Annotated in this window: 22 protein-coding genes; 7 read left to right on the forward strand and 15 right to left on the reverse strand. The window is 72.2% G+C overall.

Going from position 1 to position 21349, the window contains the following annotated elements; all coding sequences use genetic code 11:
• Positions 1–54: 54 nt before the first annotated feature.
• Complete coding sequence (gene yaaA / locus ABIA35_RS18270; RefSeq protein WP_370344170.1) at positions 55–864, forward strand: peroxide stress protein YaaA; 810 nt, start codon at positions 55–57, stop codon at positions 862–864.
• A gap of 66 nt (positions 865–930) precedes the next feature.
• Here the strand turns inward: yaaA and ABIA35_RS18275 are convergent, their stop codons facing one another.
• The 4 genes from ABIA35_RS18275 to ABIA35_RS18290 form a co-directional block, all read right to left on the reverse strand.
• The gene (locus ABIA35_RS18275; protein WP_370358658.1) at positions 931–1554 is read right to left on the reverse strand and encodes a hypothetical protein; all 624 of its coding nucleotides are present in this window, start codon (positions 1552–1554) and stop codon (positions 931–933) included.
• A 67-nt stretch (positions 1555–1621) separates the two neighbouring features.
• Positions 1622–2989: a bifunctional RNase H/acid phosphatase gene (locus tag ABIA35_RS18280; protein ID WP_370358659.1), complete on the reverse strand. Its 1368-nt coding sequence runs from the start codon at positions 2987–2989 to the stop codon at positions 1622–1624.
• 28 nt (positions 2990–3017) lie between these two features.
• The gene (locus ABIA35_RS18285; RefSeq protein ID WP_370344286.1) at positions 3018–3755 is read right to left on the reverse strand and encodes a zinc ribbon domain-containing protein; all 738 of its coding nucleotides are present in this window, start codon (positions 3753–3755) and stop codon (positions 3018–3020) included.
• A 48-nt stretch (positions 3756–3803) separates the two neighbouring features.
• Entirely contained in the window at positions 3804–4664 is an 861-nt protein-coding gene (locus ABIA35_RS18290; RefSeq protein WP_370358660.1) for a Nif3-like dinuclear metal center hexameric protein, read from the reverse strand.
• Between the two features lie 140 nt (positions 4665–4804).
• Between ABIA35_RS18290 and ABIA35_RS18295 the strand changes: the two genes are divergently transcribed.
• Positions 4805–5728 (forward strand): NADP-dependent oxidoreductase, encoded by a 924-nt coding sequence (locus ABIA35_RS18295; protein WP_370344174.1) that lies wholly within the window; start codon positions 4805–4807, stop codon positions 5726–5728.
• A gap of 17 nt (positions 5729–5745) precedes the next feature.
• On the opposite strand, the gene ABIA35_RS18300 is transcribed toward ABIA35_RS18295, so the two are convergent.
• From ABIA35_RS18300 to ABIA35_RS18320, 5 genes are all read right to left on the reverse strand, one after another.
• Positions 5746–6240 carry an isochorismatase family protein gene (locus ABIA35_RS18300; RefSeq protein ID WP_370358661.1) on the reverse strand — a complete coding sequence of 165 codons (495 nt, stop codon included), beginning with the start codon at positions 6238–6240 and terminating at the stop codon, positions 5746–5748.
• A gap of 145 nt (positions 6241–6385) precedes the next feature.
• Positions 6386–7051: a zinc ribbon domain-containing protein gene (locus ABIA35_RS18305; protein WP_370358662.1), complete on the reverse strand. Its 666-nt coding sequence runs from the start codon at positions 7049–7051 to the stop codon at positions 6386–6388.
• Positions 7052–7097: 46 nt separating this feature from the next.
• Positions 7098–8015 (reverse strand): 3-oxoacyl-ACP reductase, encoded by a 918-nt coding sequence (locus tag ABIA35_RS18310; protein WP_370358821.1) that lies wholly within the window; start codon positions 8013–8015, stop codon positions 7098–7100.
• A 51-nt stretch (positions 8016–8066) separates the two neighbouring features.
• Positions 8067–9146 carry a Zn-dependent alcohol dehydrogenase gene (locus ABIA35_RS18315; RefSeq protein WP_370344177.1) on the reverse strand — a complete coding sequence of 360 codons (1080 nt, stop codon included), beginning with the start codon at positions 9144–9146 and terminating at the stop codon, positions 8067–8069.
• A gap of 98 nt (positions 9147–9244) precedes the next feature.
• Complete coding sequence (locus ABIA35_RS18320) at positions 9245–10102, reverse strand: MaoC/PaaZ C-terminal domain-containing protein (RefSeq protein WP_370358663.1); 858 nt, start codon at positions 10100–10102, stop codon at positions 9245–9247.
• 115 nt (positions 10103–10217) lie between these two features.
• Between ABIA35_RS18320 and ABIA35_RS18325 the strand changes: the two genes are divergently transcribed.
• Positions 10218–10997, forward strand: coding sequence for a hypothetical protein (locus tag ABIA35_RS18325; protein ID WP_370358665.1), 780 nt, complete (start codon positions 10218–10220; stop codon positions 10995–10997).
• A gap of 103 nt (positions 10998–11100) precedes the next feature.
• Complete coding sequence (locus ABIA35_RS18330) at positions 11101–12090, forward strand: WD40 repeat domain-containing protein (RefSeq protein WP_370344180.1); 990 nt, start codon at positions 11101–11103, stop codon at positions 12088–12090.
• Between the two features lie 119 nt (positions 12091–12209).
• Here ABIA35_RS18330 and ABIA35_RS18335 read toward each other — a convergent pair whose 3' ends face one another.
• From ABIA35_RS18335 to ABIA35_RS18345, 3 genes are all read right to left on the reverse strand, one after another.
• Positions 12210–13148 (reverse strand): cation diffusion facilitator family transporter, encoded by a 939-nt coding sequence (locus ABIA35_RS18335; RefSeq protein ID WP_370344181.1) that lies wholly within the window; start codon positions 13146–13148, stop codon positions 12210–12212.
• Between the two features lie 64 nt (positions 13149–13212).
• On the reverse strand, positions 13213–14862 hold the full coding sequence (locus ABIA35_RS18340; protein WP_370358666.1) for a long-chain-fatty-acid--CoA ligase: 1650 nt from the start codon (positions 14860–14862) through the stop codon (positions 13213–13215).
• A 153-nt stretch (positions 14863–15015) separates the two neighbouring features.
• Entirely contained in the window at positions 15016–15855 is an 840-nt protein-coding gene (locus tag ABIA35_RS18345) for a LysR family transcriptional regulator (RefSeq protein ID WP_370344183.1), read from the reverse strand.
• 104 nt (positions 15856–15959) lie between these two features.
• On the opposite strand from ABIA35_RS18345, the gene ABIA35_RS18350 reads away from it, so the two are divergent.
• On the forward strand, positions 15960–16685 hold the full coding sequence (locus tag ABIA35_RS18350) for an SDR family oxidoreductase (RefSeq protein ID WP_370358667.1): 726 nt from the start codon (positions 15960–15962) through the stop codon (positions 16683–16685).
• Between the two features lie 64 nt (positions 16686–16749).
• On the forward strand, positions 16750–17340 hold the full coding sequence (locus ABIA35_RS18355; protein ID WP_370344185.1) for a DUF4253 domain-containing protein: 591 nt from the start codon (positions 16750–16752) through the stop codon (positions 17338–17340).
• A gap of 109 nt (positions 17341–17449) precedes the next feature.
• Here the strand turns inward: ABIA35_RS18355 and ABIA35_RS18360 are convergent, their stop codons facing one another.
• Complete coding sequence (locus tag ABIA35_RS18360; protein ID WP_370358668.1) at positions 17450–18931, reverse strand: MFS transporter; 1482 nt, start codon at positions 18929–18931, stop codon at positions 17450–17452.
• A gap of 38 nt (positions 18932–18969) precedes the next feature.
• On the opposite strand from ABIA35_RS18360, the gene ABIA35_RS18365 reads away from it, so the two are divergent.
• Complete coding sequence (locus tag ABIA35_RS18365; RefSeq protein ID WP_370344188.1) at positions 18970–19509, forward strand: MarR family winged helix-turn-helix transcriptional regulator; 540 nt, start codon at positions 18970–18972, stop codon at positions 19507–19509.
• Positions 19510–19555: 46 nt separating this feature from the next.
• Here the strand turns inward: ABIA35_RS18365 and ABIA35_RS18370 are convergent, their stop codons facing one another.
• Together ABIA35_RS18370 and ABIA35_RS18375 are read right to left on the reverse strand one after the other, a co-directional pair.
• Positions 19556–20278 (reverse strand): hypothetical protein, encoded by a 723-nt coding sequence (locus ABIA35_RS18370; protein WP_370358669.1) that lies wholly within the window; start codon positions 20276–20278, stop codon positions 19556–19558.
• A gap of 79 nt (positions 20279–20357) precedes the next feature.
• A complete protein-coding gene (locus ABIA35_RS18375; protein ID WP_370358670.1) occupies positions 20358–21221 on the reverse strand; it encodes a ketose-bisphosphate aldolase in 864 nt (287 codons plus the stop codon).
• Positions 21222–21349: the final 128 nt, after the last annotated feature.

Raw genomic sequence — 21349 nt, forward strand, 5'->3', positions numbered from 1 at the left:
GCGAAGCGGACCGGAGGCCCGCCACGGGCCCGCCGATGCGCGAGAATGATCGCCGTGCTGATCCTGCTCCCGCCCTCCGAAGGCAAGGCCCCGGCCGGCGACGGCCCCGCGGTCGACCTGGCCGCGCTGGCCTTCCCCCAGCTGGCCAAGACCCGCAAGACCCTGATGGCCGAGCTGGCCCGGGTGGCCAAGGGCCGCGAGGCGGCGGCGCTGGAGGTGCTGGGCCTGTCGCCGAACCAGGCCGGCGAGCTGGCCGCGGACCGGCAGCTGGCCACCGCCCCGACCCTGCCGGCCGCCGACCGGTACACCGGCGTGCTCTACGACGCCCTGGACCTGCCGGGCCTGCGCCGCGAGGACCCGGCGGCGTTCGCGCGCGCCGAAGAGCGGGTGCTGACGTTCTCCGGACTGTGGGGCGTGGTGCGGCCGACCGACGCGATCCCGGCGTACCGCTGCTCCGGGGGCGTGACCCTGCCCAAGGCCGGACCGGTGGCCAAGCTCTGGCGCACCGCGCTGACCCCGGCACTGGCCCCGGCGGTCGCCTCGGGACTGGTGGTGGACCTGCGCTCGTCGATGTACGCGGGGATGTGGAAGACGCCCGCCTCGGCCGCCGAGCGCACCGCGACTGTCCGGGTGCTGCACGAGCGGATCGTCGACGGCGTGCCCAAGCGCAGCGTGGTGAGCCACTTCAACAAGGCGACGAAGGGGCGGCTGGCCCGGGCGCTGTTGGTCGGGGACGTGGTGGTCGACACCCCGAAGGAACTCGCCGAGGCGTTGCAGGACCTGGGACTGCGCACCGAGACCGCCGCCCCGGCCAAGCCGGGGACGGCGTGGACGATCGACGTGGTGGTCGACTCAGTGGCTTGATCCGGCGGCTCTGACCGGGTCACCTGACCAGGCGGCCTGATCAAGCAACCTGATCAAGTGGCCTGATCAGCCTGAGGAACTGCTGGTACTGGTGCTCGTGCCGGAGCTCGCGCCGCCCCCGCCGCACAGGGTGGCCAGCGGCTTCGAGGCGTCCAGGGCCTTGCCCAGATCGTCGTCCGAGGACTCGTGGTTGGTGATGTCGTGGCCGACGGTCTGGTAGTCCGTGCCGACCGTCTTGAGCGTCGCCTTCAGGTCGGCGTTGTCGGTCTTGGCGTCCTGGGTGCGCAAGGCGGTGCCGGCGGTGCGGTAGTCCAGGGCGCTGCGCGAGGTGGAGTCCTTGTCCGTGGCCAGCTTGTCCTTCAGCGTCGCCAGCACTTCGCGCACGCTGGTGCAGACGGTGTGGTCGACGTCCGAGGGCGCCGGGGTGCTCGGGGCCGACGCGGAGGAGGACAAGGTGGTGCTTGGCGCGGCGGCGCTGGAGGAGGCCGCCGAGGGCGTCGGGGTCGAGGACAGCGGGCTGCTGGCGGCGGCGTTCTTCGGCTGGACGGTGACCGAGCAGCCGGCGAGCGCCGCGGCCACCGCCACCGCCACAGTCACGGCCACCGCCGTGGCCCGGACCGCACCGGCCCGTCCCGCGGTGGTTCCGTCCCTGTGTTCCTGTGCCGCGCGCCGCGGGCCCATCCGTTCCATGACGCCGGAGTCTATCCACGATCACCGCCACGCGAGGCGGCCCCGGCAAGATCGGTCGGGCGCGGCCTCAACCGGTCAGATGCGCGGTGTCGTTGAACAGCCGCATCGAGCTGCGGCCGTCGGCGTAACAAGTGACGACCGACAGCGAGGCCGCTGAGAGTTCCATGGCGTACAAGGACTCCGGCGGCGCGCCGAGCGCGTCCCGGATCAGGGTTTTGATGGGCGTCACATGCGAGACGACCAGGACCGTGCGCCGGGCGTGCCGTGCCAGCAGGGCATCGCGCGCGGCCAGCACGCGCACCGTGACGGCGTCGAAGGACTCACCGCCCGGCGGCGCGACGGCGGTGGAGGCCAGCCACGCGCTGTGCTCCTCGGGCCAGCGCTCGCGGACCTCGGCGAAGCTGTGGCCGTCCCAGAGCCCGAAGTCGGTCTCCCGGAATCCGGGGTCGGTCTCGACCTCCAGGCCCAGCGCGTCGGCGGCGGCCTGCGCGGTCTGCACGGTGCGCTGGAGCGGCGAGGCGACGATCGCGTCGATGCCGCCCCGCGCGGCCAGGCGCCGCGCGACGGCGGCGACCTGCAGCAGGCCGGTGTCGGCGAGTTCGGGGTCGCCGGCACCGGAGAAGCGCCGCTCGGCGGTGAGTGCCGTGGCACCGTGGCGCAGGAGCAGAAGGGTGGTCGGCGGGCCCATGTCGGGGGCCGGGGACCAGCTGGGTTGGTGCTGCGCCGACGCCCCGGTGGTCGCCCCGGTGCTCGATCCGGTGCTCGACCCAGAGCTCGATCCGGTGCTCGACCCAGAGCTCGATCCGGTGCTCGACCCGGAGCTCGATCGGGAGCTCGCCTCGGAGCTCGCCCCAGAGGTAGCCCCAGAGGTAGACACGAGAGCGGATTCGCTTGCGGGTGAACGATTCGGCTCGTCGGCACCCTGGCCCCCCGAAGCCAAGTCGCCACCGGCCTCCCGAGCCTCCCGGGCCGCCCGCGTCACCGCGATCAGCGTCTGCGCCTCGGCCACCTTCGCCGCGGCCGCCTCCGGATCGTCCAGCGCCAGGTTCGCCAGCGCGTCAGCCCTCTTGTTCTCCGCGCGCGGCACCCAGGTGTAGCTCACCGCGCCGGCTCGCGGGAACGCTGTGCGCGCCTGGACCGCGAGCGGTCTGATGGCGGGGTGCTTGACCTGCCAGACCCCGGACATCTGCTGCACCGCGAGCTTGGAGTCCATGCGCACCTCGACCTCGGCGCCGGGGTCCAGGGCGTAGGCGGCGCTCAGGCCGGCGATCAGGCCGCGGTACTCCGCGACGTTGTTGGTCACCACGCCGAGGCCCTCGGCGAGTTCGGCCAGGACCTCGCCGCTGGCGGCGTCGGCGACCAGGGCGCCGTACGAGGCCGGGCCGGGGTTGCCGCGGGAGGCCCCGTCGGCCTCGACGATGAGCGTGCGCGCCATGATCGCTGTGCCGGTCCGGTGTCCGCGCCTAGACGCCCGACTCCGGGACGCGCACCAGGATGCTCCCGCAGGAGTCGTGGCGCACGACCTGGTCGGCCGGGGCCGCCTTGATCGCGTTGACCTCGCTGATGTCCAGCTCCAGGCGGCAGCCGTCGCAGCGGCGCTGGCGGATGGCCGCGGCGCCCACGCCGTTGTCGGCGCGGATGCGCTCGTAGAGGGCCAGCAGGGCCTCGGGGATGACGCCGGCGGTGGTGGCGCGCTCGGCGGTGGCCGCCGCGACGTCCCGGTCGATGTCCTCGGCGGCCTTGGCCAGGGCCGCGCTCACCTCGTCGCGCCGGGCCTGGGCCTCGTCGCGCTGCACGGTCATCTCCGCGATCCGGGTCTGGGCCGTCTCGCGGCGCTCCATGACCTCCAGGACGATGTCCTCCAGGTCGGACTGGCGCTTGGCCAGGGTGTCCAGCTCGTGCTGGATGTTCTCCAGGTCCTTGGCCGAGCCGCGGCCGGACTCCAGCATCTGCCGGTCCCGGTTGGCGCGGTTCACCACCTGCTCGACGTCGGCCTCGGCCTTCTTCTGCTCGCGCGCCACATCCCCCTCGGCGGTCTCGGCGGCGACCAGGACGTCGCGCAGGTCCGCCAGGCGCCGGTCCACCTTCTCGGCCTCGGCCAGCTCCGGCAGGGTGCGCCGCTTGTGCGCCAGCTGCGCCAGGCGCACGTCCAGGCCGTGCAGGTCCAACAGACGGAGCTGGTCGGCGGGGTTCGCGTTCAGGGCAGTGCCTCTCTCTTGACTTGTCTTCACGCTCCGGATGACGGCCGGCTACGAGCCTGCCGTCAGGTGCGCGGTCCACGGATCGGTGACCAGCGTGGAGACGTACGTCTCCACGTTAGTACCGGCAGCGCTCAGCGTGGAACGCAGCGTCTGAGCTGCGTGGTCCAACCACGGCCACTCGCTGGCCCAGTGCGCCACGTCCACCAGCGCCGGTCCCCCGGCCTCCAGCGCCTCGGAGGCCGGGTGGTGCCGCAGGTCGGCGGTCACGTAGGCGTCCGCCCCGGAGCTACGAACGGCGCCGAAAAGCGAGTCCCCCGCTCCGCCGCACACCGCGACCCGCTGCACCAGACGGTCCGGATCCCCGGCCACCCGCACTCCGCCGGCCGTGGCCGGCAGCGCGGCGGCCACCCGCGCGGCGAACGCGCTCAGCGGCTCGGCCACGGCCAGCTCGCCGACCCGGCCGATGCCGAGCTCGGGATTCGTCGCGCGCGGCTCCAGGGGCCGCAGCTCGTGCAGGTCCAGGGCCCGGGCCAGGGCGTCGGAGACGCCGGGGTCGGCGGAGTCGGCGTTGGTGTGCGCGGTGAACAGCGCCGCGCCGCCGCTGATGAGCCGGTGGACCAGCCGGCCCTTGAAGGTCGTCGCCGGGACGCCGTGGACGCCGCGCAGGAACAGCGGGTGGTGGGTGACCAGCAGGTCGGCGCCGCGCTCCAGGGCCTCGTCGATCACCGCGGCCACCGGGTCCACGGCGAAGGCGACGGTGCGGACCGGCTCGTCCGGGTCCCCGCACACCAGCCCGACCGCGTCCCACGGCTCGGCCCAGGAGGGGTCGTACACCCGCTCCAGGATCGCGACGACATCACGAAGGGTCGGGGCTGCGGTCTCCACGTCGGTGGCGGCGGGTTGCGGCATGCCCAGTAGGTTACCGGGCTGCGCGGTCCTTGATCCGGACCCGCCCGTTTGACCGACTCGGCTCGCGGAGCCGCTCCTCGGGCCGCAGATTCGTCTCGAGGACTCAGGGCAGCCGGCGAGGAGAACCAGGGAGGCACCAGATGCGCGCGGTCGGTGTGAAGGACTACGGGGCCACGCCCGAACTGCTCGACGTGGCCAAGCCCGCCGCCGGACCCGGGCAGGTCCTGGTGCGCGTCGAGGCCGCCGGGGTGAACCCGGTGGACGCGATCATCGCCTCCGGCCGCTTCGGCCGCCCGCCGCTTCCGCTGGTGATGGGCGTGGACTTCGCCGGCCGGGTGGAGGCCGTCGGTGAGGGCGTCACCCGCTACGCGGTCGGCGACCCGGTCTTCGGACGCGCCGCCGGCACCTACGCCCAATACGTGGCCGTCGACGAGAACGGCCCGCTGAGCCCGGCCCCGGACGCGGTGGAGCTCAAGACCGCCGCCGCGCTGCCGACCGCCGGGCTGACCGCGCTGGGCATCCTGGACGCCGCCGAGGTCCGGGGCGGCGAGAGCCTGCTGCTGATCGGCGCGGCCGGCGGCGTGGGCACCTTCCTGACCCAGCTGGCCTCGGCCCGCGATGCCCGGGTGCTGGCGGTGACCCGGGGCGATGAGAGCGTGCGGCTGGGCCTGTTCGGCGCGGCGGTCACCATCGACGCCACCGCCGAGGACGTCGCCGGCCGCGTCCGGGGCGAGGAGTACCCCGAGGGCGTGGACGTGCTGGTGGACCTGGTGTCGAAGGACCCGGAGGCGTTCGAGACGAACAAGAAGCTGGTCCACGACGGCGGCGTCGCGGTCAGCACCCGCGGCGCGACGCGCGAGCACGGCACGGTGCAGTCCGGCGTGGAGGAGATCGCCTTCGGCGTGAAGCCCAGCGCCGAACTGCTGGCGGCCCTGGCCGAGCAGGTCGACGCCGGGACGCTGCGGGTGTTCGTGGAGGAGGAGGTGCCGCTGGAGCAGGCGCCGCAGGCCGTGGCCCGGATCCAGCACGGCGGGGCGCGCGGCAAGACGATCATCAAGCCCTGACGGCCCCGCGGGCTTCCTTAAGGCTGAAGGTAATCCGCGCTCGTGACGACCTCCCCGAAACGCGGGAGGATCACCCGCACCGCGACGTCATGCTCCTCGGCGGTCGGCGCCGCCATCGCGTCCTCGACGAACACGAGCTCGTAGTCCAGGTCGGCGGCGACGCGCGCCGTGGATTCCACGCCCATGGTGGTCATCAGGCCGCCGAAGACCAGCGTCGTGGCGCCGAGCTCCTTCAGGCGGGCATCCAGGTCGGTGGTGGCGAACGCGCCGATGCTGCGCTTGACCACGGTCACGTCCCCGGGCCGCACCAGGCCCTCGGCGAAGCCGCTGCCGGGCGGCTGTTCGGCGACGTTCGGCCGGTCGACCCGGATGAGCACGACCGGCCGGCCGGCGGTGCGGAACGCCTCGGCCAGGCGCAGGGACCGGTCCAGGACGTCGGCTCCGGTGTGCGGGGCCACCGGCAGGTCGAGCAGGCGCGGCATGAGGTCGACGAGGACGAGGGCTGTGGTCACGCGCAGAGACCCTAGAGCACCACTGGCGACTATGCGGCGGACCGCTCACGACTATGCAGGGGGCCACTCGTGACTCTGCGACTATGCGCGAACGAGCCGCCGGGCTGCGAAGACCTCTCGCCCGGCGGCTCGCCCGATCACATGCCTACTGTGGCTGCCCGCACTCCGGGCAGAACTTCACGTTCATCCCCACTTCCGACCCGCATCCGCCGCACGTCCCCGGCGCGCCCTGCTTCACTCCGCATTCGGGGCAGAACTTCGCACCGTGCGTCTCGTGCCCGCAGGCGTGGCACACCAGCTGCTTCTGCGTGGTGACGTCCACCTCGGCGGCCATGCTCGCGCCGACGTCGCGGGCCTTCGCCGTGGCGGCGTCGACCAGGCCGTGGGTGCGTGCCGACTCGACCTCGGCGGCCAGGTCCGGGGCGCAGTTCGTGCACAGGCCCCGGTCGGGGCTGTAGCAGCGCACGCAGACGTAGGAGGTGCAGCGGCCGCACCGGTTGAAGTGCTTCTCGGCGGCGACGATCGCTTCCTTGAACGAGGCGTCGCGCGCCTTGTGCCAGCCGCTCTCCACCAGGCCGTCGACGCCGTTGGCGACGTCCCAGCCGATGGAGGACGTGGCGCCGTGCGCCATGTTGGCGGCCCGGCGGATCCAGCCGGCGGCGCGGGCCGCCTTGTACGGCTCGAAGCCGCTGCGCCAGGTGTCGCTGCAGCGCTGGCAGTAGAACTCGAACTCGAACCCGGCGTCGTTGCCGTACTGGTTGGAATAGTCGCGGTGATTGTTGCTGAACCACAACGTGTCTGCTTCGGCCATTGCCCGAACCCCCAAGTGATAAGGCCTAGGGAGCACAGAATAGAACTCATTGCCGACGCATCGACAACACGTCCGTGGCGCTGAAATTTTCACTCGCTGTCTTGGTCTGGAAGTAGGGACCGAGCGCGTTCTCCAGCTCGCCGACAGTGAACGTCTCCAGGTTCGAGTCCCAGCGTTCTTCGACGACCGGACGCTGCATCAGCAGCACCATGCCGCCGTGCACGACGAACACCTGGCCGTTGACCTTGTCGGCGGCCGGGGAGGCGAGGTAGGCGACCAGCGGGGCGACGTGCTCGACGGCCAGCGGGTCCATGCCCTGGGCCGGGGGTTCGAAGCCGGCGAAGACGTCCTCGGTCATCTTGGTGCGGGCCCGCGGGCAGATCGCGTTGGCCCGCACGCCGTAGCGCGCGCAGCCGTTGGCGGTGGCGGTGGTCAGGCCGACGATCGCCGCCTTGGCCGCGGCGTAGTTCGCCTGGCCCGCGGCGCCGGCGAGGAAGGCCTCCGAGGAGGTGTTGACGATGCGGCCGAAGACCGGGCCGCCGGCGGCCTTGGACTGCTCGCGCCAGTGCGCGGTGGCGTGCCGGGTCAGCGCGAAGTGGCCTTTGGCGTGGACCCGCAGGACGTCGTCCCATTCCTGCTCCGACATGGAGAACACCATGCGGTCGCGCAGGATCCCGGCGTTGTTGACGACGACGTCCAGCGAGCCGAAGGTGTCGATGGCCAGCCGGGTCAGGGATTCGGCGTAGGCGAAGTCGGACACGTCGCCGGCGCTGGCCACGGCCTGGCCGCCGGCTTTGACGATGTCCGCGGCGGTCTGCTCGGCGATGGCCGGGTCGTGGTCGTTCACCACGACCGCGGCGCCCTGACGGGCCAGCTCCAGGGCTTCGGCGCGGCCCAGTCCCCGGCCGGCGCCGGTGACGATCGCGGTGCGGTCGGCAAGGGATGTCGGGGAGGTGTTCGGCATGCCGGAGTCGGCCTTGTCGGGGTTCGCCGTGTCAGAGTTCGCCATGTCAGGTCAGACCTCGATGATCGTCCGGATCGCGGCGCCGGTGCGCAGCAGCTCCAGGGCTTGGTTGATGTCGTCGAGCTTGAGCCGGGCGGTGATCATGCCCTCCAGGTCCAGCCGGCCGGCGCGCCACAGCGCGATCAGCCGGCCGTACTCCTGGCGGGGGTCGGCGCCGCCGTAGTAGGAACCGAGGATCTTCTTGTTGTCGAAGAAGAGCTGGAACATGTTGAAGTCGACCATGTCGTCGTTCTTGCCCGCGCCGACCACGGTGACGGTGCCGCCGCGGCGGGTCAGGCCGTAGGCCTGCTTCACCAGCGCGGAGCGGCCGACGACCTCGAAGACGTAGTCGAAGCCGGCCTTGCCGGTGACCTCGGCCTTGACGGCGTCGGCCTCCTCGGGGCTGACGGCCCGGGTGGCGCCGAAGCGCAGCGCGGCCTCGTGCTTGCTCGCCACCGGGTCGATGGCGACGATCTCGGCGGCCCCGGCGATGCGCGCGCCCTGGATCACGCTGATCCCGACTCCCCCGGCGCCGATCACCGCGACCGAGGAGCCCGGGGTGACCTGCGCGGTGTTGACCACGGCGCCGACGCCGGTGGTGACGCCGCAGCCGATCAGGGCCGCGATCTCGTACGGCACGTCGTCCGGGATCTTCACCGCGCACTGCCAGGGCACGACCATCTCCTCGGCGAAGGTGCCGTTGCCGGCGAAGCCGTAGACGTCGGCGCCGTCCACCTTGAAGTGCGGCGTCATGGTCATGCCGAAGAAGATGTTCACGCACAGGTTGCCCTGGCCGCCGCGGCAGTGGGAGCACTGGCCGCACGGCGGGTTCCAGCACACGATGACGTGGTCGCCGACGGCCACCTGGTCCACGCCGGCGCCGACCGCGACGACCTCCCCGGCGCCCTCGTGGCCGGGCACGAAGGGCGCCGGCTGCGGCAGCACGCCGGTCATGGCCGACAGATCCGAGTGGCACAGGCCGGTGGCGTGCAGGCGGATGCGCACCTCGCCGGCGCCGGGGTCGGCGAGGGTGACGTCGTCGCGGACCTCCAGGGTCTGGCTGCCGATCTCGAACAGGACTGCTGCGCGCATGAGGGGTTCCTGCCTTTGTCTGTATAGCTTTTTCGGCCTGTGTCGACCTCCGGTGGGAGGACCGGGAGGAGAACCAGGGGGAGAACCAGGGGGAAGAACTAGCTCTTGTAGTTCAGCACGGTGTTGGCCAGCACCACGGCGTCGTCGCGGTCGGCCGAGGCTGCCACCACGTCCACGCGCCCGGCGCCGTCGTCCCACATCTTCACGCGCATCGTCTCACCCGGGAAGAAGATCCCGGCGAAGCGCGTGGAGTACTCCGTCACGCGTGTCACGTCGCCGGCCAGGACCGTGTCGACCACGGCCTTGCAGGTGATGCCGTAGGAGCACAGGCCGTGCAGGATCGGGCGCTCGAACCCGGCCATGGCGGCGAACTCGGGGTCGGCGTGCAACGGGTTCCAGTCGCCGGACAGCCGGTAGATGAGCGCGAGCTGCTCCAGGGTCTTGACCTCGACGACGTGGTCCGGGTCGCGCTCGGGCGTGCTGTCCACGGTCGAGGGGCCGCGCTCGCCGCCGAAGCCGCCCGCGCCGCGGACGAAGATCTGCGAGTGGTTGGTCCAGATGGGGCCGTCGCCGTCGGCGATCACGCTCTCGGTGCGGATGACCGCGGCCTTGCCCTTGTCCCAGATGTCGGTGACGCGAGCGGTCGCCGTAGCCTCGCCCGAGGCCGGGATGGCGCGGTGCACAGTGATCGACTGGCCGCCGTGCAGCACGTTGACCAGCTGGATGTCGATACCGGGGTTGGCGAACAGCGAGAAGCCCAGCGCGCCGCCGGCCACGACCGCGAAGGACGGCAGGACCTTGAGGTTCTTCTCGTAGACGTAGGCCAGCTCGCCCGGATCGGTCGCCGGGATGCCCGCGCCCAGGCCCAGGTGGTAGAGCTGGACGTCCTTGGGGGTCCAGGCCAGCTCGATGCTGGTGGCCGGGGCGGCCAGGGCCTTTTCGGGGTCGATGGGCATGCGCCGGTCCCTTCGGTGGGGCGAGCTGATCGTGCAGCACTGTCCCGGGCAAACTAGAACACGTTACTGTCGGATGCAATGGCCGGGCCCACCGACGGATGGGGAGAGACTCCGCATGACCGAAGCGGTATCGAAAGGCGACGTCAGGCGCGCCTGGCTCGACGAGGACGAGGCGAACCTGTCGGCGGCGCGCGTGGCCAAGCACCGGCTGGTGGAGCAGGTGCGGCGCCTGGTGGACGCGGCGTTCCAGACGGACTGCGGGGACGCCGGATACGAGTCGGCGGGATCCAGCGATACTGCGACCGACACCCATACCGGCACCGGAACCGGAACCGGAACCGATACTGACACCGACCGCGCGGCGCGGTTCATGGCCCTGGCCGCCGAGGCCGAGGCCCTGGCCGACCGCATCGGCGCGCTGCCGCGCATCCCGCGCACCGAGGCCGACGGCGTGAACGCCAGCCGCGCGCGCCGCCACGACACCCTGCTGGTGGAGCGCTCGACGATCAACGGCCGCGGCAACCCGCTGGCGCCGCCGATGCGCATGTGGGCCGACGGCGACGTGATCCGCGGCGAGGCGTACTTCACGGCGCCGTACGAGGGGCCGGCCGGGCGCGTGCACGGGGCGTGGGTCGCAGCGTGTTTCGACGAGATCCTCGGCTGCGCGCAGGGGGCCTCCGGCGCCTTCGGGTACACCGGGACCCTGTCGATCACGCTGCGGCGGGCGACACCGCTGTACACGAAGATCACCTACGAGGCCGGATTCTCCCACCGCGAGGGCCGCAAGATCCACGGCTGGGGCCGCTGCTACGCCGACGGACGGCTGACCGCCGAGGCCACGGGCGTCTTCGTGATCCCGGCGTCCGGCGGCATCGGGCACGGGGCGCGGGAGTAGGCACGCAGCCGGACGCCCGGCCTGCGTAAAAGTACGTAATTTGATACTTCTGTTTGAGTAAAGTCAGGCGCCCGGAGGGCCCGGCCCCGGTACCGTGCCGCTCATGCTTCACGATCTCCTGGCCGCGCCCACGACCCGGTGGCGGACCGACTGGTCCACCGACGGCGAGTCCCCCACCGGACACTGGGACTGGGTCGTGGCCATGGCGACGGCGGAGGTCGACGGCCGGCTCGTGGCCCTCAGCGGCGGCTCGGACCAGGCGGTGCGGGCCTGGGACGCCGCGACCGGCGAGTCCCTGGGCGAGGCCGTCACCGGCCACTGGGGCACAGCCCTGACGACCACCGTCCTGGACGGCCGGCCCCTGGCCCTGAGCAGCGGCACCGACATGACGGTCCGCGTCTGGGACCTGGCCGCGGGCAAGCCCTCCGGCGAACCGCTGAGCGGCTTCGAGGACAAGGTGGAGGCGATCGCCACCACGACCGTGAACGGCCGGCCGACAGCCGTCACCGCCACCGGCGGCGCGCTCGGCCTGGCCGAACCGGCGGTCCAGGTCTGGGACCTGACAACCCGGCAGCCCATCGGCGCACCCCTGGCCGGCCACACCGACGCGGTCTGCGCGGTGACCACGGCCACCGTGCACGGCAAGCCGGTCGCGGTGACGGCGGGCAACGACGCCACGATCCGCCTCTGGGACCTGACGACCCACCGCCAACTCGGCGCCCCGCTCACCGGCCACACCGACGCCGTCTGGGCCGTCGCGACCACCGTCCTCGACGGCCGCGTGATAGCGGTGACCAGCAGCGACGACGCGACGCTGCGCATCTGGGACCTGACCGCCGGCTGCGCCCTGGGCGCCCCGCTCACCGGCCACAGCGCGGGCGTGGAGACGGTGACCACGACGACGCTCGACGGCCGCCCGGTGGCGGTGTCGGGAAGCTGGGACCAGACGGTGCGCGTGTGGGACCTGGCCTCGGGCCGGCAGGTCGGACCGGAACTGGCGTTCCCGGCGCAAGTGCAGGCGCTGACGGCGACGCCGGACGGGCGGCTGCTGGTGGGGTACGACCGGGGCGTGGCGGCGCTGTCGGTCGGGTGAGGAGGCGCTGTCGGTGCTTTCAGTGCTTTCGGTGGGGTGAGGAACCAAAAACAGCGCCCGGTGACCCACCTGTTGTGGACCACCGGGCTATACGACTCAACCGGCCGCTGGCATGAACCTCAGCCCGTCGTGGGTTCCGGCAGCGGGCCCGGCCGCCGCACGTCCGGCTCGATGTAGATCAGCCGCGCCTCGGGCACCGCGGTGCGGATGCGCGCCTCGGCCTCGTCGATGGCCTCGGCCACTTCCAGCGCCGTGTCGTCGTGCTGGACCGCGATCTTTATCGCCACCAGCAGTTCCTCCGGCCCGAGGTACATCGTGCGCAGGTGGATCACGTCGGTGACGGTGTGGCCGTCCACGGCGGCGGTGCGGATGGCGGCCACGTCGTGCTTGCCGGCGCCCTCGCCGACCAGCAGGCTCTTCATCTCCACCGCCAGGATCACCGCGATGCAGACCAGCAGCGCGCCGATCGCCAGGGTGCCCACGCCGTCCCAGCGGCCGTTGCCGGTGATGACCGCCATGCCGACGCCGAACAGCGCGAAGCACAGGCCCAGCAGGGCCCCGGAGTCCTCCAGCAGGACCACCGGCAGCTCCGGCGTGGTGGCCCGGCGGATGAAGCCGATCCAGCTGCTGCCCTCGCGCAGGTGGTTCGATTCGCGCACGGCGGTGCGGAACGACATGCCCTCCATCACCATCGCGAACAGCAGCACCCCGACGGCCCAGTACCAGCTGTCGACCTTCTCCGGGTGCGTGACCTTGTGCCAGCCCTCATACAGGGCGAACAGGCCGCCGACGCTGAACAGCACCACCGAGACGATGAACGCGTACACGAACCGTTCGCGGCCGTACCCGAACGGATGCTCGGTGTCGGCCTTCTTGCGCGCCTGCTTGCCGCCGATCAGCAGCAGCACCTGGTTGCCGGAGTCGGCGACCGAGTGCACGCCCTCGGCGAGCATCGACGCCGAACCGGTGAAGGCGTAGGCCACGAACTTCGAGACGGCGATCCCCATGTTGGCCGCCAGTGCCGCCACAACCGCCTTGGTACTGCCTTCTGCGCTCATGCGCGCGACTCACCTGCTCCTTCGCCGTTCCCCGGGGCCCGAAAGCAAGCAGCGTAACAACGATCTAGCAGCCGCGGGGCGGGGTGCGGCCGTGGTGAACGAACTCCCGGGCCAGCTCGGCACGGTCGGCGTCGGTCATCGGGCGGTAGCCGGGACGGCCGGATCCGGCGCGGATGTAGACCGGATCCGGGGTACACCAGGCCTCTTCCGCCAAGGCACGCACCACCACCTTGTTCGTGGCCGTCCTCGGCATCGCCGCGATGAGCCGTACATAACGAGGCCACCACAATTTGGCCAGCTCCGACCGGGACCCCAAATAGGCCTCGAACCGCTCCGGTTCGAACCCTGCGATCCCGTCCCGCAACTCCACCGCGACCATCACCTGATCCCCCGACGCGGCGTCCGGCACCCCGTACGCCGCCGCCGCGACCGCGGGCTCCCACTCCTCCACAGCCCGCGCGATCGGCCCGGAGGCGAAGTTCTCCCCGCCGACCCGGATCCAGTCCCCGGAGCGGCCGGCGAAGAAGACGTTGCCCTCGGCGTCCCGGTAGGCCAGGTCCCCGGACCAGAACCGGCCCTCGCGCAGCTTCGCCGCGTCGGCCTCGCGGTGGTTGTAGTAGCCCTCGAACGCCCCGGCCCCGGCGAAGTTCACCATCTCCCCGACCTCGCCGACGCCCCGCTCCCGGCCGCTGTCCGGATCGACGATCCGCACGTCCCCGACCGGCACGCCCAGCGCCCCCGGCGGCGTGGACGGCAGCCGGTAGAAGGAGATCCCGCCCTCGGTGGAGCCGAAGCCGTCGGTGACCAGGCACCCGAACCGCTCGCCGAACCGTACGACGTCGGCCGGCGCCGCCTCGTTGCCGAACACCTGACGCAGGGTGCTGTCTGCGTCGTCGGGCTTCTCGGGCGTGGCGAGGATGTAGGCCAGGGGCTTGCCGACGTAGTTCGCATACGTGGCCCCGAAGCGGCGCACGTCCGGCAGGAACCCGGAGGCGGAGAAGCGGCGGCGCAGGGCCAGGCTCGCGCCGGTGGCGACCGCCGGGATCCAGCAGGCGATGACGGCGTTGCTGTGGAACAGCGGCATCGCGCAGTACAGGACGTCTTCCTTGGTGAGGCCGCGCTGCGCGGCCAGGCTCGCGCCCTGCGAGGCGATCTTGCCCTGGGAGCAGATCACAGCCTTCGGGGCCGAGGTCGTGCCCGAGGTGAGGATGAGCATGAAGGGGAGCTCGGAAGTCTCCTCCCGGTGTTCGTCCTGGAGGTAGACACGAGAGCTGAAACCTTTATGGGACAAGCAGGCGTACTCCGCAGAGTCCACATCGGCCACCGGCACGCCACAGTCGCGCACCATGTCCAGGAACGGAGCCTCGGCAACGACCAGCGCGCAGTCGGTGTGCCGGACGTCGCGCACCACCTCGGCGGCGCCGCGCGTCGGATTCAGCCCGACCAGCGTGAACCCGCCGAGCGCCGCCGCGCCGAGCAGGTAGGAGAACTCCGGCACGTTCTCCATCAGGACCCCGACGTGCCGCGGCCCGGCCCCCTCGGAGGGCAGCCGCTCGGCCAGCCAGGCGGCGCGCGCCGCGCTGTGCCGCACGTGCTCCTCCCAGGACACGCGCCGCACGACGCCGTCCTGCCCGGTCCAGGCAAGCGCGGTGGCGTGGTCGCCGGCGCGGGCGGTGAGGAGCTCGGCCACGGAGGTGTTCCAGCGTCCGGTCATGCGGCGCAGGGTAGGGACTGCCGGATGAGACTGCCAGGGTCATGACAGGGCCGAGGTCGGCGGCAGCCGACGAGAGCTCGCGCAGTCGCCCGGCAGGAACTCCGGAACTCGGGGACTCGGGGACTCCGAGACCCGGAGACCCCCGCGCAGCCTTCAGAGCCGCGTCGCGACCCGCACCAGATCGGCGACCGCACGCTGCCGGCTGTGCGCCGGCCAGGCGATGACCGTGGTCACCGGCGGCGCGTCCAGTACCGGCACCGTCACCAGATCCCGCCGCAGATCGACGGCCGCCGACTCCGGAACGACCACCGTGGCCCGGCCCAGCGCGATCAGCTGGTAGATCTGGGTGAGGTTCCGCACCTCGGGCCCGGGCCCGTCGGGATAGCTGCCGTCCGGCCGGCACCAGCGCGCCAGTGGCAGGTCCGGCAGCGCGGCGAGCTCGGCCTTCCGGATCTGCGCACGTCCGGCCAGAGGGTGCGAGAGGGGCAGGACCGCGACCTGCGCCTCGGTGAGGAGGGTCTCGGTGTCGAGCCCTTCGGCCGGGTCGAAGGGCAGGTGCAGCAGGGCCACGTCGGCCTGACCGCTGAGCAGCAGACGCTGGTGCTGGTGCGCCTCGCACAGCAGCAGCTCCACGGCGGCGGCGCCGGGCTCCGCGCGGTAGGCGTCGAGCAGCTTGGCCAGCAGTTCGCCGGCCGTGCCGGTCTTGACCGCGAGGATGACGCGCGGCTGGGACTGCGCGGCTTCCCGCGTACGGCGCTCGGCGGTGGCCACGGCGCCCAGGATCGAGCGAGCCTCGGCCAGCAGCACGGCGCCGGCGTCGGTGAGCGTGACCTTGCGGCTGGTGCGTTCCAGGAGTGTGACGCCCAGGCGCCGTTCGAGCTGCGCGATGGTGCGAGACAGGGCCGGCTGCGCGATGTTCAGACGCTCGGCGGCCTTCCCGAAGTGCAGTTCCTCGGCGGCTGCGACGAAGTACTGCAACTCGCGGATCTCCATGCGTCCACCGTAACGCGGCAGGGCCTGGACCGATGCCGCCGCGCTATCGCTGCGGTGCCCAGACGGTGTTGGTCCCCGGCGTCGGTGCCACAAGACTCGTGGTCATGAACGAGAAGACGACCGCGCTGGTCACCGGCGCGAACAAGGGCATCGGGTACGAGATCGCGGCCGGGCTGGGCGCGCTGGGCTGGAGCGTGGGCGTGGGTGCCCGGGACGAGCAGCGCGGCGCCGAGGCGGTGGCCCGGTTGCGGGCCTCGGGCGTGGACGCGTTCGCGGTCCCGCTGGACGTCACCGACGAGGCGAGCACCGCCGCCGCGGCGCGGCTCATCGAGGAGCGCGGGGACGGCCTGGACGTGCTCGTCAACAACGCCGGCATCGCCGAGGGCTGGCCGGACAACCCGACCGCGCTGGATCCGGAGGTAGTACGGCGGCTGGTGGACACCAACGTCATCGGCGTCATCCGCGTCACCAACGCGATGCTGCCGCTGCTGCGCCGCTCCGCGCACCCCCGCATCGTCAACCAGTCCAGCCACGTCGCCTCGCTGACGTTCCAGACCACCCCCGGCAGCGAACGCGGCGGCATCAGCGGCGGCTACACCCCGACGAAGACCTATCTGAACGCTGTCACGATCCAGTACGCCAAGGAGCTGAAGGACACCGGCATCCTGATCAACCTCGCCTGCCCCGGCTACGTCGCCACGGACCTGAACGGGTTCCAGGGCAGCCTGACCCCCGCACAGGGCGCGGCGACCTCGATCCGGCTGGCGACACTGCCGGACGACGGGCCCAGCGGGCAGTTCTTCGACGCCGACGGCGTGGTGCCCTGGTGAGGACTCACCGGTGACGCCTCACCCCGTGGCGGCTCCGTGGGACTGAGCCTCTATCGTGCCCATCATGGACCTGATGGGCACGGCGAAGGTGAAGGCCACGCTCGCGGACGGCACCGACGTCCTGGCGGCGACCGTCGAGGCGGGAACGGCGCTTGAAGAGTGGCGGAAGCTGCGCGCGGAACACGCGGCAAGCGGGCTGTGGCCGTTCCTCGTCGACCCGGGAGAGCCGACGGTCCTGGAGGGACTTCCCCGGTCGGTCGAGCCACGGGAGCACCATCGCAGCGCAGCGGAGATCTTCGCGAACGGCAAGGCGGTCACGCCGGAGGCAGAAGCCGACCAGGAGTCCTCGGCCGCGCTGACCACAACGATCGGCCTGATCCCGGCCGAGTACGGCGGCGTGGAGATCCCCGCCCTGCTCGACTGGGACGCGGCCCCTGGGCTGTCAGGACTCGAGCACACGGCGGTACTGGCCGACTGGCGCCGACGCTTCGGCGCCGAATTGCTGACGCTGACCCGGGACCGGATCGAGCTTTTCGTACCGCGTCCTCCGACGGAGGCCACAGCGGTCGCGGCGCTGCGGCTGGAACAAGCCGGTTACTGCGCCGGCACCTGTTCCTCGGCCACCGGAACGTTGTGGGCTTTCCAATGGGTCTGAGCCAAGCCAAGCCGGTCTGAACCAAGCCGAGGGGCCGCCGACCGGATTGACTCCGGTCGGCGGCCCGTCGAGGTAGTACGGGGTCGAGGTAGTACGGGAGTGAGGACCGTCAGGCGTTCACACCGGCCATGGCCTTCGGCTCCTTGCCGGATGCGCCCTCGCCGCCGTCCACCGCGTCGATCGTGTCCGGCGTCGTCATCGCCGCCATCCGCGGCGCCTTGACGAGGAACGGCACCACCGCGGCGACCACCGCGAGCACCGAGGCGATCAGGAACGCGTGGGTGTAGGCGTCGATCGTCGGCAGCTTCACGCCGGGGGCGACCGGCTTCATGTGGGCGGTCAGCACCGCGCCGATCACGGCCGTGCCGACCGCGCCGCCGACGGTGCGCAGCACCGCGTTCATGCCGTTGGCGATGCCCGACTGCTGCACCGGGACCGAGGCGTTGATGTAGGCCGGCATGGCCGCGTAGGCCATGCCCACGCCGATGCCCATCACGCCGGCCGCGACCACCACGTGCCAGCTGGAGCTGTGCGCGAAGATCAGCAGGCCTAGGCCCACGGCGGTGAACGCGCCGCCGAGCACCAGCGGCAGGCGCGGGCCGCCGCGCTTGATCAGGGCCGCGCCGACCGGGGCGGCGGCGAAGGAGCCGACCGCGGAGGGGAACAGCATCCAGCCCGAGGCCAGGACCGAGGCGCCGAAGCCGTAGCCGACGGCCTTCGGGGTCTGCGTGAAGTCGCTCATCAGCAGGAACGAGCCGTACATCGCGAAGCCGACCAGGACGCCGGCGGTGTTGGTGACCGCGACGGCCGGCTTGGCCAGCATCGCGATGTCGACCAGCGGGGAGGCCACGCGGCGCTCGACCACGACCCAGAGCACCAGGACCACCGCGGCGGTCACGAACAGCCCGAGGGTGCGCCCGGAGGCCCAGCCCCAGTCGTTGCCCTGGCTGACCGCGATCAGCAGTGCCGACAGCCAGCCGGCCAGCAGCACCGCGCCCAGCGGGTCGGACTTGCCCTCGGCCTTGATCGGGTCGTGCGGGACCACGGCGACCACCAGCGCGAAGGCGACGGCGGCCAGGACGGCGCCCATCCAGAACACCGACTCGTAGCTGAAGTGCTCCATCACCACGCCGGTGGCGACCAGGCCCAGGCCCGAGCCGACGCCCAGGGCGGCGGAGACCATCGCGACACCGCCGGTGACCTTCTCGCGCGGCAGTTCGTCACGGACGATGGCCACGGCCAGCGGCAGGATCGCACCGCCCGTACCGGCCACGATGCGGGCTATCAGCAGCATCCCGAACGAGCCGCCGATCCCGCCGAGGATGCCGCCGACCAGCACGCCGGCGATCGCCACCACCAGCATCGGCTTGCGGCCGCGCAGGTCGCCGACCCGCGCCAGCAGCGGGGTGAGCACCGCGGCGGAGAGCAGGTTGGCGGTCATCAGCCAGGTGATGCCGCTGCCGGCGACGTTCAGGTCCTTCTGCAGCGTCGGCAGGATCGGGACCACGGAGGTCTGGACGAGGGAGAAGGCCAGTACCGACAACACGAGCGCGGGCAGTACTCCCCGCGATCGCCGCGCCTGCTCGGACATGGTGCGCCTCAAACTTTCACTGGTTTATTGTTGATGTCATGAAGTATTTAACCACGGCCGGCCCGGATGTTGAGCGCTGGAGCGCCCCCGCATACCGTGGCTCCGTGAGCCGCGCCGATCTCCCCGCCGCCCTGGACAACCGCCGCGACCCCGTGACCGCGGAGGTGCTGGAGCTGTTCTGGGCGGCCTCGCAGAGCTTCTACGACAACTACGACGAGGCCGCGGCCCGCCACGATCTGACCCGGATGCAGGCGTTCGTGCTGGCCAACCTCATGGCCGGGCCCAAGCCGATGCGGTTCCTGGCCGACCACCTCAAGTGCGAGCCGTCGAACATCACCGGCTTGGTGGACCGGATGGAGGCGCGCGGTCTGGTGACGCGCGAGCCGGATCCGGAGGACCGGCGCGTGAAGAGAATCACAGCGACCGAACTCGGCCGCGCCTCCTTCGACGCGGTGTGGGGCGGCCTGACGTTCGCCGCGGAACCGCTGGCGGGACTGAGCGGGAGCGAGCGGGAGACGCTGCGCGATCTGCTGCGGCGGATCGTGCCGACCCAGGACACGCAGAAGGCGGCGGAGTAGGACTCCGCCGCCTTGAGGTCTGCGCCGTATTGAGGTCTGCGCCGTCCTAGCCGGGGTTCCCCGACGAACCGGTGGAGGTCGGGAGGTCGGCGGAGGTCGGCTTGGGATCGCCGGTCGCAGCCGAGGTGACCGCCGCGACGAGGACCAGGGCGGTCACGACGGCCTGGACTATCGCCACGCGCGCGTGCTTGGCGCGCACGAGCAAAGCGGTGACCACGCCGAACACGGCCGTGACCGCGAACAGCACGATCAGGTCCTCGGCCCAGGCCTCGCGGCGCAGGTGCAGGCGCGCGTCGCCGAAGCGCTGGACCTCGATGACGAACAGCAGGATCAGCGCGGCGACCGCGACGGCGAAGTCCGCGAGCAGGACGCGGGCCGTGAGCGGCATGCGCTCGGGTTCGGGCTCGTAGGACGCGGGCGGCCGGCGGCGGGCTTCGGCGGGCTGGCGGGCTTCGGCAGGCTGCGCGGCCTGCGCGGCCTGCGGGGGCTGCGCGGGCTGCGCGGGCTGCGCGGCCTGCGGGGGCTGCGCGGGCTGCGAAGGCTGGGCTGCGCCGCCCACCTGATGGTCGCCGTCGACCGACTCGCGGCGCGGGCGCGGCACTTCCGGCGTCGCGGCCGTCGCCGGGGCAGCCGTCGCCTGCACGGCCTCGCCGACCGAACTGACAGAGCCGACGGAACCGACCGAGCCGGCCGAACTCGTCCCGCCTGCTTGGACCGCTTCGGCCGCCGCCTCCTCCTGTGCGCCGGGCATCTCAGGGTTCGCCATCATCCGCCGTTCTTCGTCATCGCCGCGTACGAGTGTGGCGCTTATGCTGGCCCAGCGGACCCCCGGGGCGCCAGCGTCGCTGCTAGTCGGCGTCCGGAGACAGAACGTTTATGAAACGCGCCGCGGTCTCGGCCATGTCCTCGCGCGCCGGTGCCAGGTACTTGCGGGGGTCGACCGCGTTGGCCGGCGCCTGCTCCAGCCAGCCGCGCACGGCGCCGGTGAAGGCGATGTTCAAAGCGGTCCCGATGTTCACCTTCACCACTCCGCCGGCGACGGCCCGGGCCAACTCCTCGTCCGGCACGCCGGAGGAGCCGTGCAGCACCAGCGGGACGCCGACCGCGTCGCGCAGGCGGGCTATGAGCTCGTGGTCCAGAACGGCGCTACGGTCGGTCATGGCGTGCGAGCTGCCGATTGCGACCGCCAGGGCATCCACGCCGGTCGCCACGACGAACGCGCGCGCCTCCTCGGGATCGGTGCGGGCGCCGGGGGCGTGCGCGGACAGCGGCGGCTCGCCGTCCTTGCCGCCGACCTTGCCGAGTTCGGCCTCCAGCCACAGGCCGCGGGCGTGGGCCCAGTCGGCGGCCTCGCGGGTGGCGGCCACGTTGGCGTCGTAGTCCAGGTGCGAGCCGTCGAACATGGCCGAGCCGAAGCCGTAGTCGGCAGCCTGCCGCAGCAGCGCGGGATCCTCGACGTGGTCCAGATGCAGCGCGACCTCGACACCGGCGGCCTCGGCCACGGCGGCGGAGGCGCGGGCGATCGGCGCCAGGCGGCCGTGGTGGAACTTCACGGCGTTCTCGGAGATCTGCAGGATCACCGGGGACTGCACGCTCTCAGCGGCGGCGACGATGGCCTCGGCGTGTTCCAGCGTGATGACGTTGAACGCGGCCAGGCCACGGTGCCCGGCGCGGGCGGCGGTGATGAGCTCGCCGGTGGGCTTGAGGGGCATGGAGGCTCCTAGACGGTGTGCGGGCGGGCGGAAGTTCGGGCGGCGGCCGAGGCGGTGCGCGGCCCGGCAGAAGTTCGAGCGGCGGCCGGAGCGGTGCGCGGCCCGGCAGAAGCTCGTCGAGCGGCGGT

This window comes from Catenulispora sp. MAP12-49, from assembly GCF_041262705.1.
GTDB lineage: Bacteria > Actinomycetota > Actinomycetes > Streptomycetales > Catenulisporaceae > Catenulispora.

Bases quoted from the DNA above. Each gene is read 5' to 3' on its own strand.
- ABIA35_RS18375 (WP_370358670.1), bottom strand. From the start codon at position 21,221: ATGCCCCTCAAGCCCACCGGCGAGCTCATCACCGCCGCCCGCGCCGGG.
- ABIA35_RS18335 (WP_370344181.1), bottom strand. From the start codon at position 13,148: ATGAGCGCAGAAGGCAGTACCAAGGCGGTTGTGGCGGCACTGGCGGCC.
- ABIA35_RS18310 (WP_370358821.1), bottom strand. From the start codon at position 8,015: ATGCCGAACACCTCCCCGACATCCCTTGCCGACCGCACCGCGATCGTC.
- ABIA35_RS18370 (WP_370358669.1), bottom strand. From the start codon at position 20,278: ATGATGGCGAACCCTGAGATGCCCGGCGCACAGGAGGAGGCGGCGGCC.
- ABIA35_RS18275 (WP_370358658.1), bottom strand. From the start codon at position 1,554: ATGGAACGGATGGGCCCGCGGCGCGCGGCACAGGAACACAGGGACGGA.
- ABIA35_RS18280 (WP_370358659.1), bottom strand. From the start codon at position 2,989: ATGGCGCGCACGCTCATCGTCGAGGCCGACGGGGCCTCCCGCGGCAAC.
- ABIA35_RS18320 (WP_370358663.1), bottom strand. From the start codon at position 10,102: ATGCCCATCGACCCCGAAAAGGCCCTGGCCGCCCCGGCCACCAGCATC.
- ABIA35_RS18305 (WP_370358662.1), bottom strand. From the start codon at position 7,051: ATGGCCGAAGCAGACACGTTGTGGTTCAGCAACAATCACCGCGACTAT.
- ABIA35_RS18350 (WP_370358667.1), top strand. From the start codon at position 15,960: ATGAACGAGAAGACGACCGCGCTGGTCACCGGCGCGAACAAGGGCATC.
- ABIA35_RS18360 (WP_370358668.1), bottom strand. From the start codon at position 18,931: ATGTCCGAGCAGGCGCGGCGATCGCGGGGAGTACTGCCCGCGCTCGTG.
- ABIA35_RS18330 (WP_370344180.1), top strand. From the start codon at position 11,101: ATGCTTCACGATCTCCTGGCCGCGCCCACGACCCGGTGGCGGACCGAC.
- ABIA35_RS18295 (WP_370344174.1), top strand. From the start codon at position 4,805: ATGCGCGCGGTCGGTGTGAAGGACTACGGGGCCACGCCCGAACTGCTC.
- ABIA35_RS18290 (WP_370358660.1), bottom strand. From the start codon at position 4,664: ATGCCGCAACCCGCCGCCACCGACGTGGAGACCGCAGCCCCGACCCTT.
- ABIA35_RS18345 (WP_370344183.1), bottom strand. From the start codon at position 15,855: ATGGAGATCCGCGAGTTGCAGTACTTCGTCGCAGCCGCCGAGGAACTG.
- ABIA35_RS18325 (WP_370358665.1), top strand. From the start codon at position 10,218: ATGACCGAAGCGGTATCGAAAGGCGACGTCAGGCGCGCCTGGCTCGAC.
- ABIA35_RS18355 (WP_370344185.1), top strand. From the start codon at position 16,750: ATGGACCTGATGGGCACGGCGAAGGTGAAGGCCACGCTCGCGGACGGC.
- ABIA35_RS18315 (WP_370344177.1), bottom strand. From the start codon at position 9,146: ATGCGCGCAGCAGTCCTGTTCGAGATCGGCAGCCAGACCCTGGAGGTC.
- ABIA35_RS18365 (WP_370344188.1), top strand. From the start codon at position 18,970: ATGAAGTATTTAACCACGGCCGGCCCGGATGTTGAGCGCTGGAGCGCC.
- ABIA35_RS18340 (WP_370358666.1), bottom strand. From the start codon at position 14,862: ATGACCGGACGCTGGAACACCTCCGTGGCCGAGCTCCTCACCGCCCGC.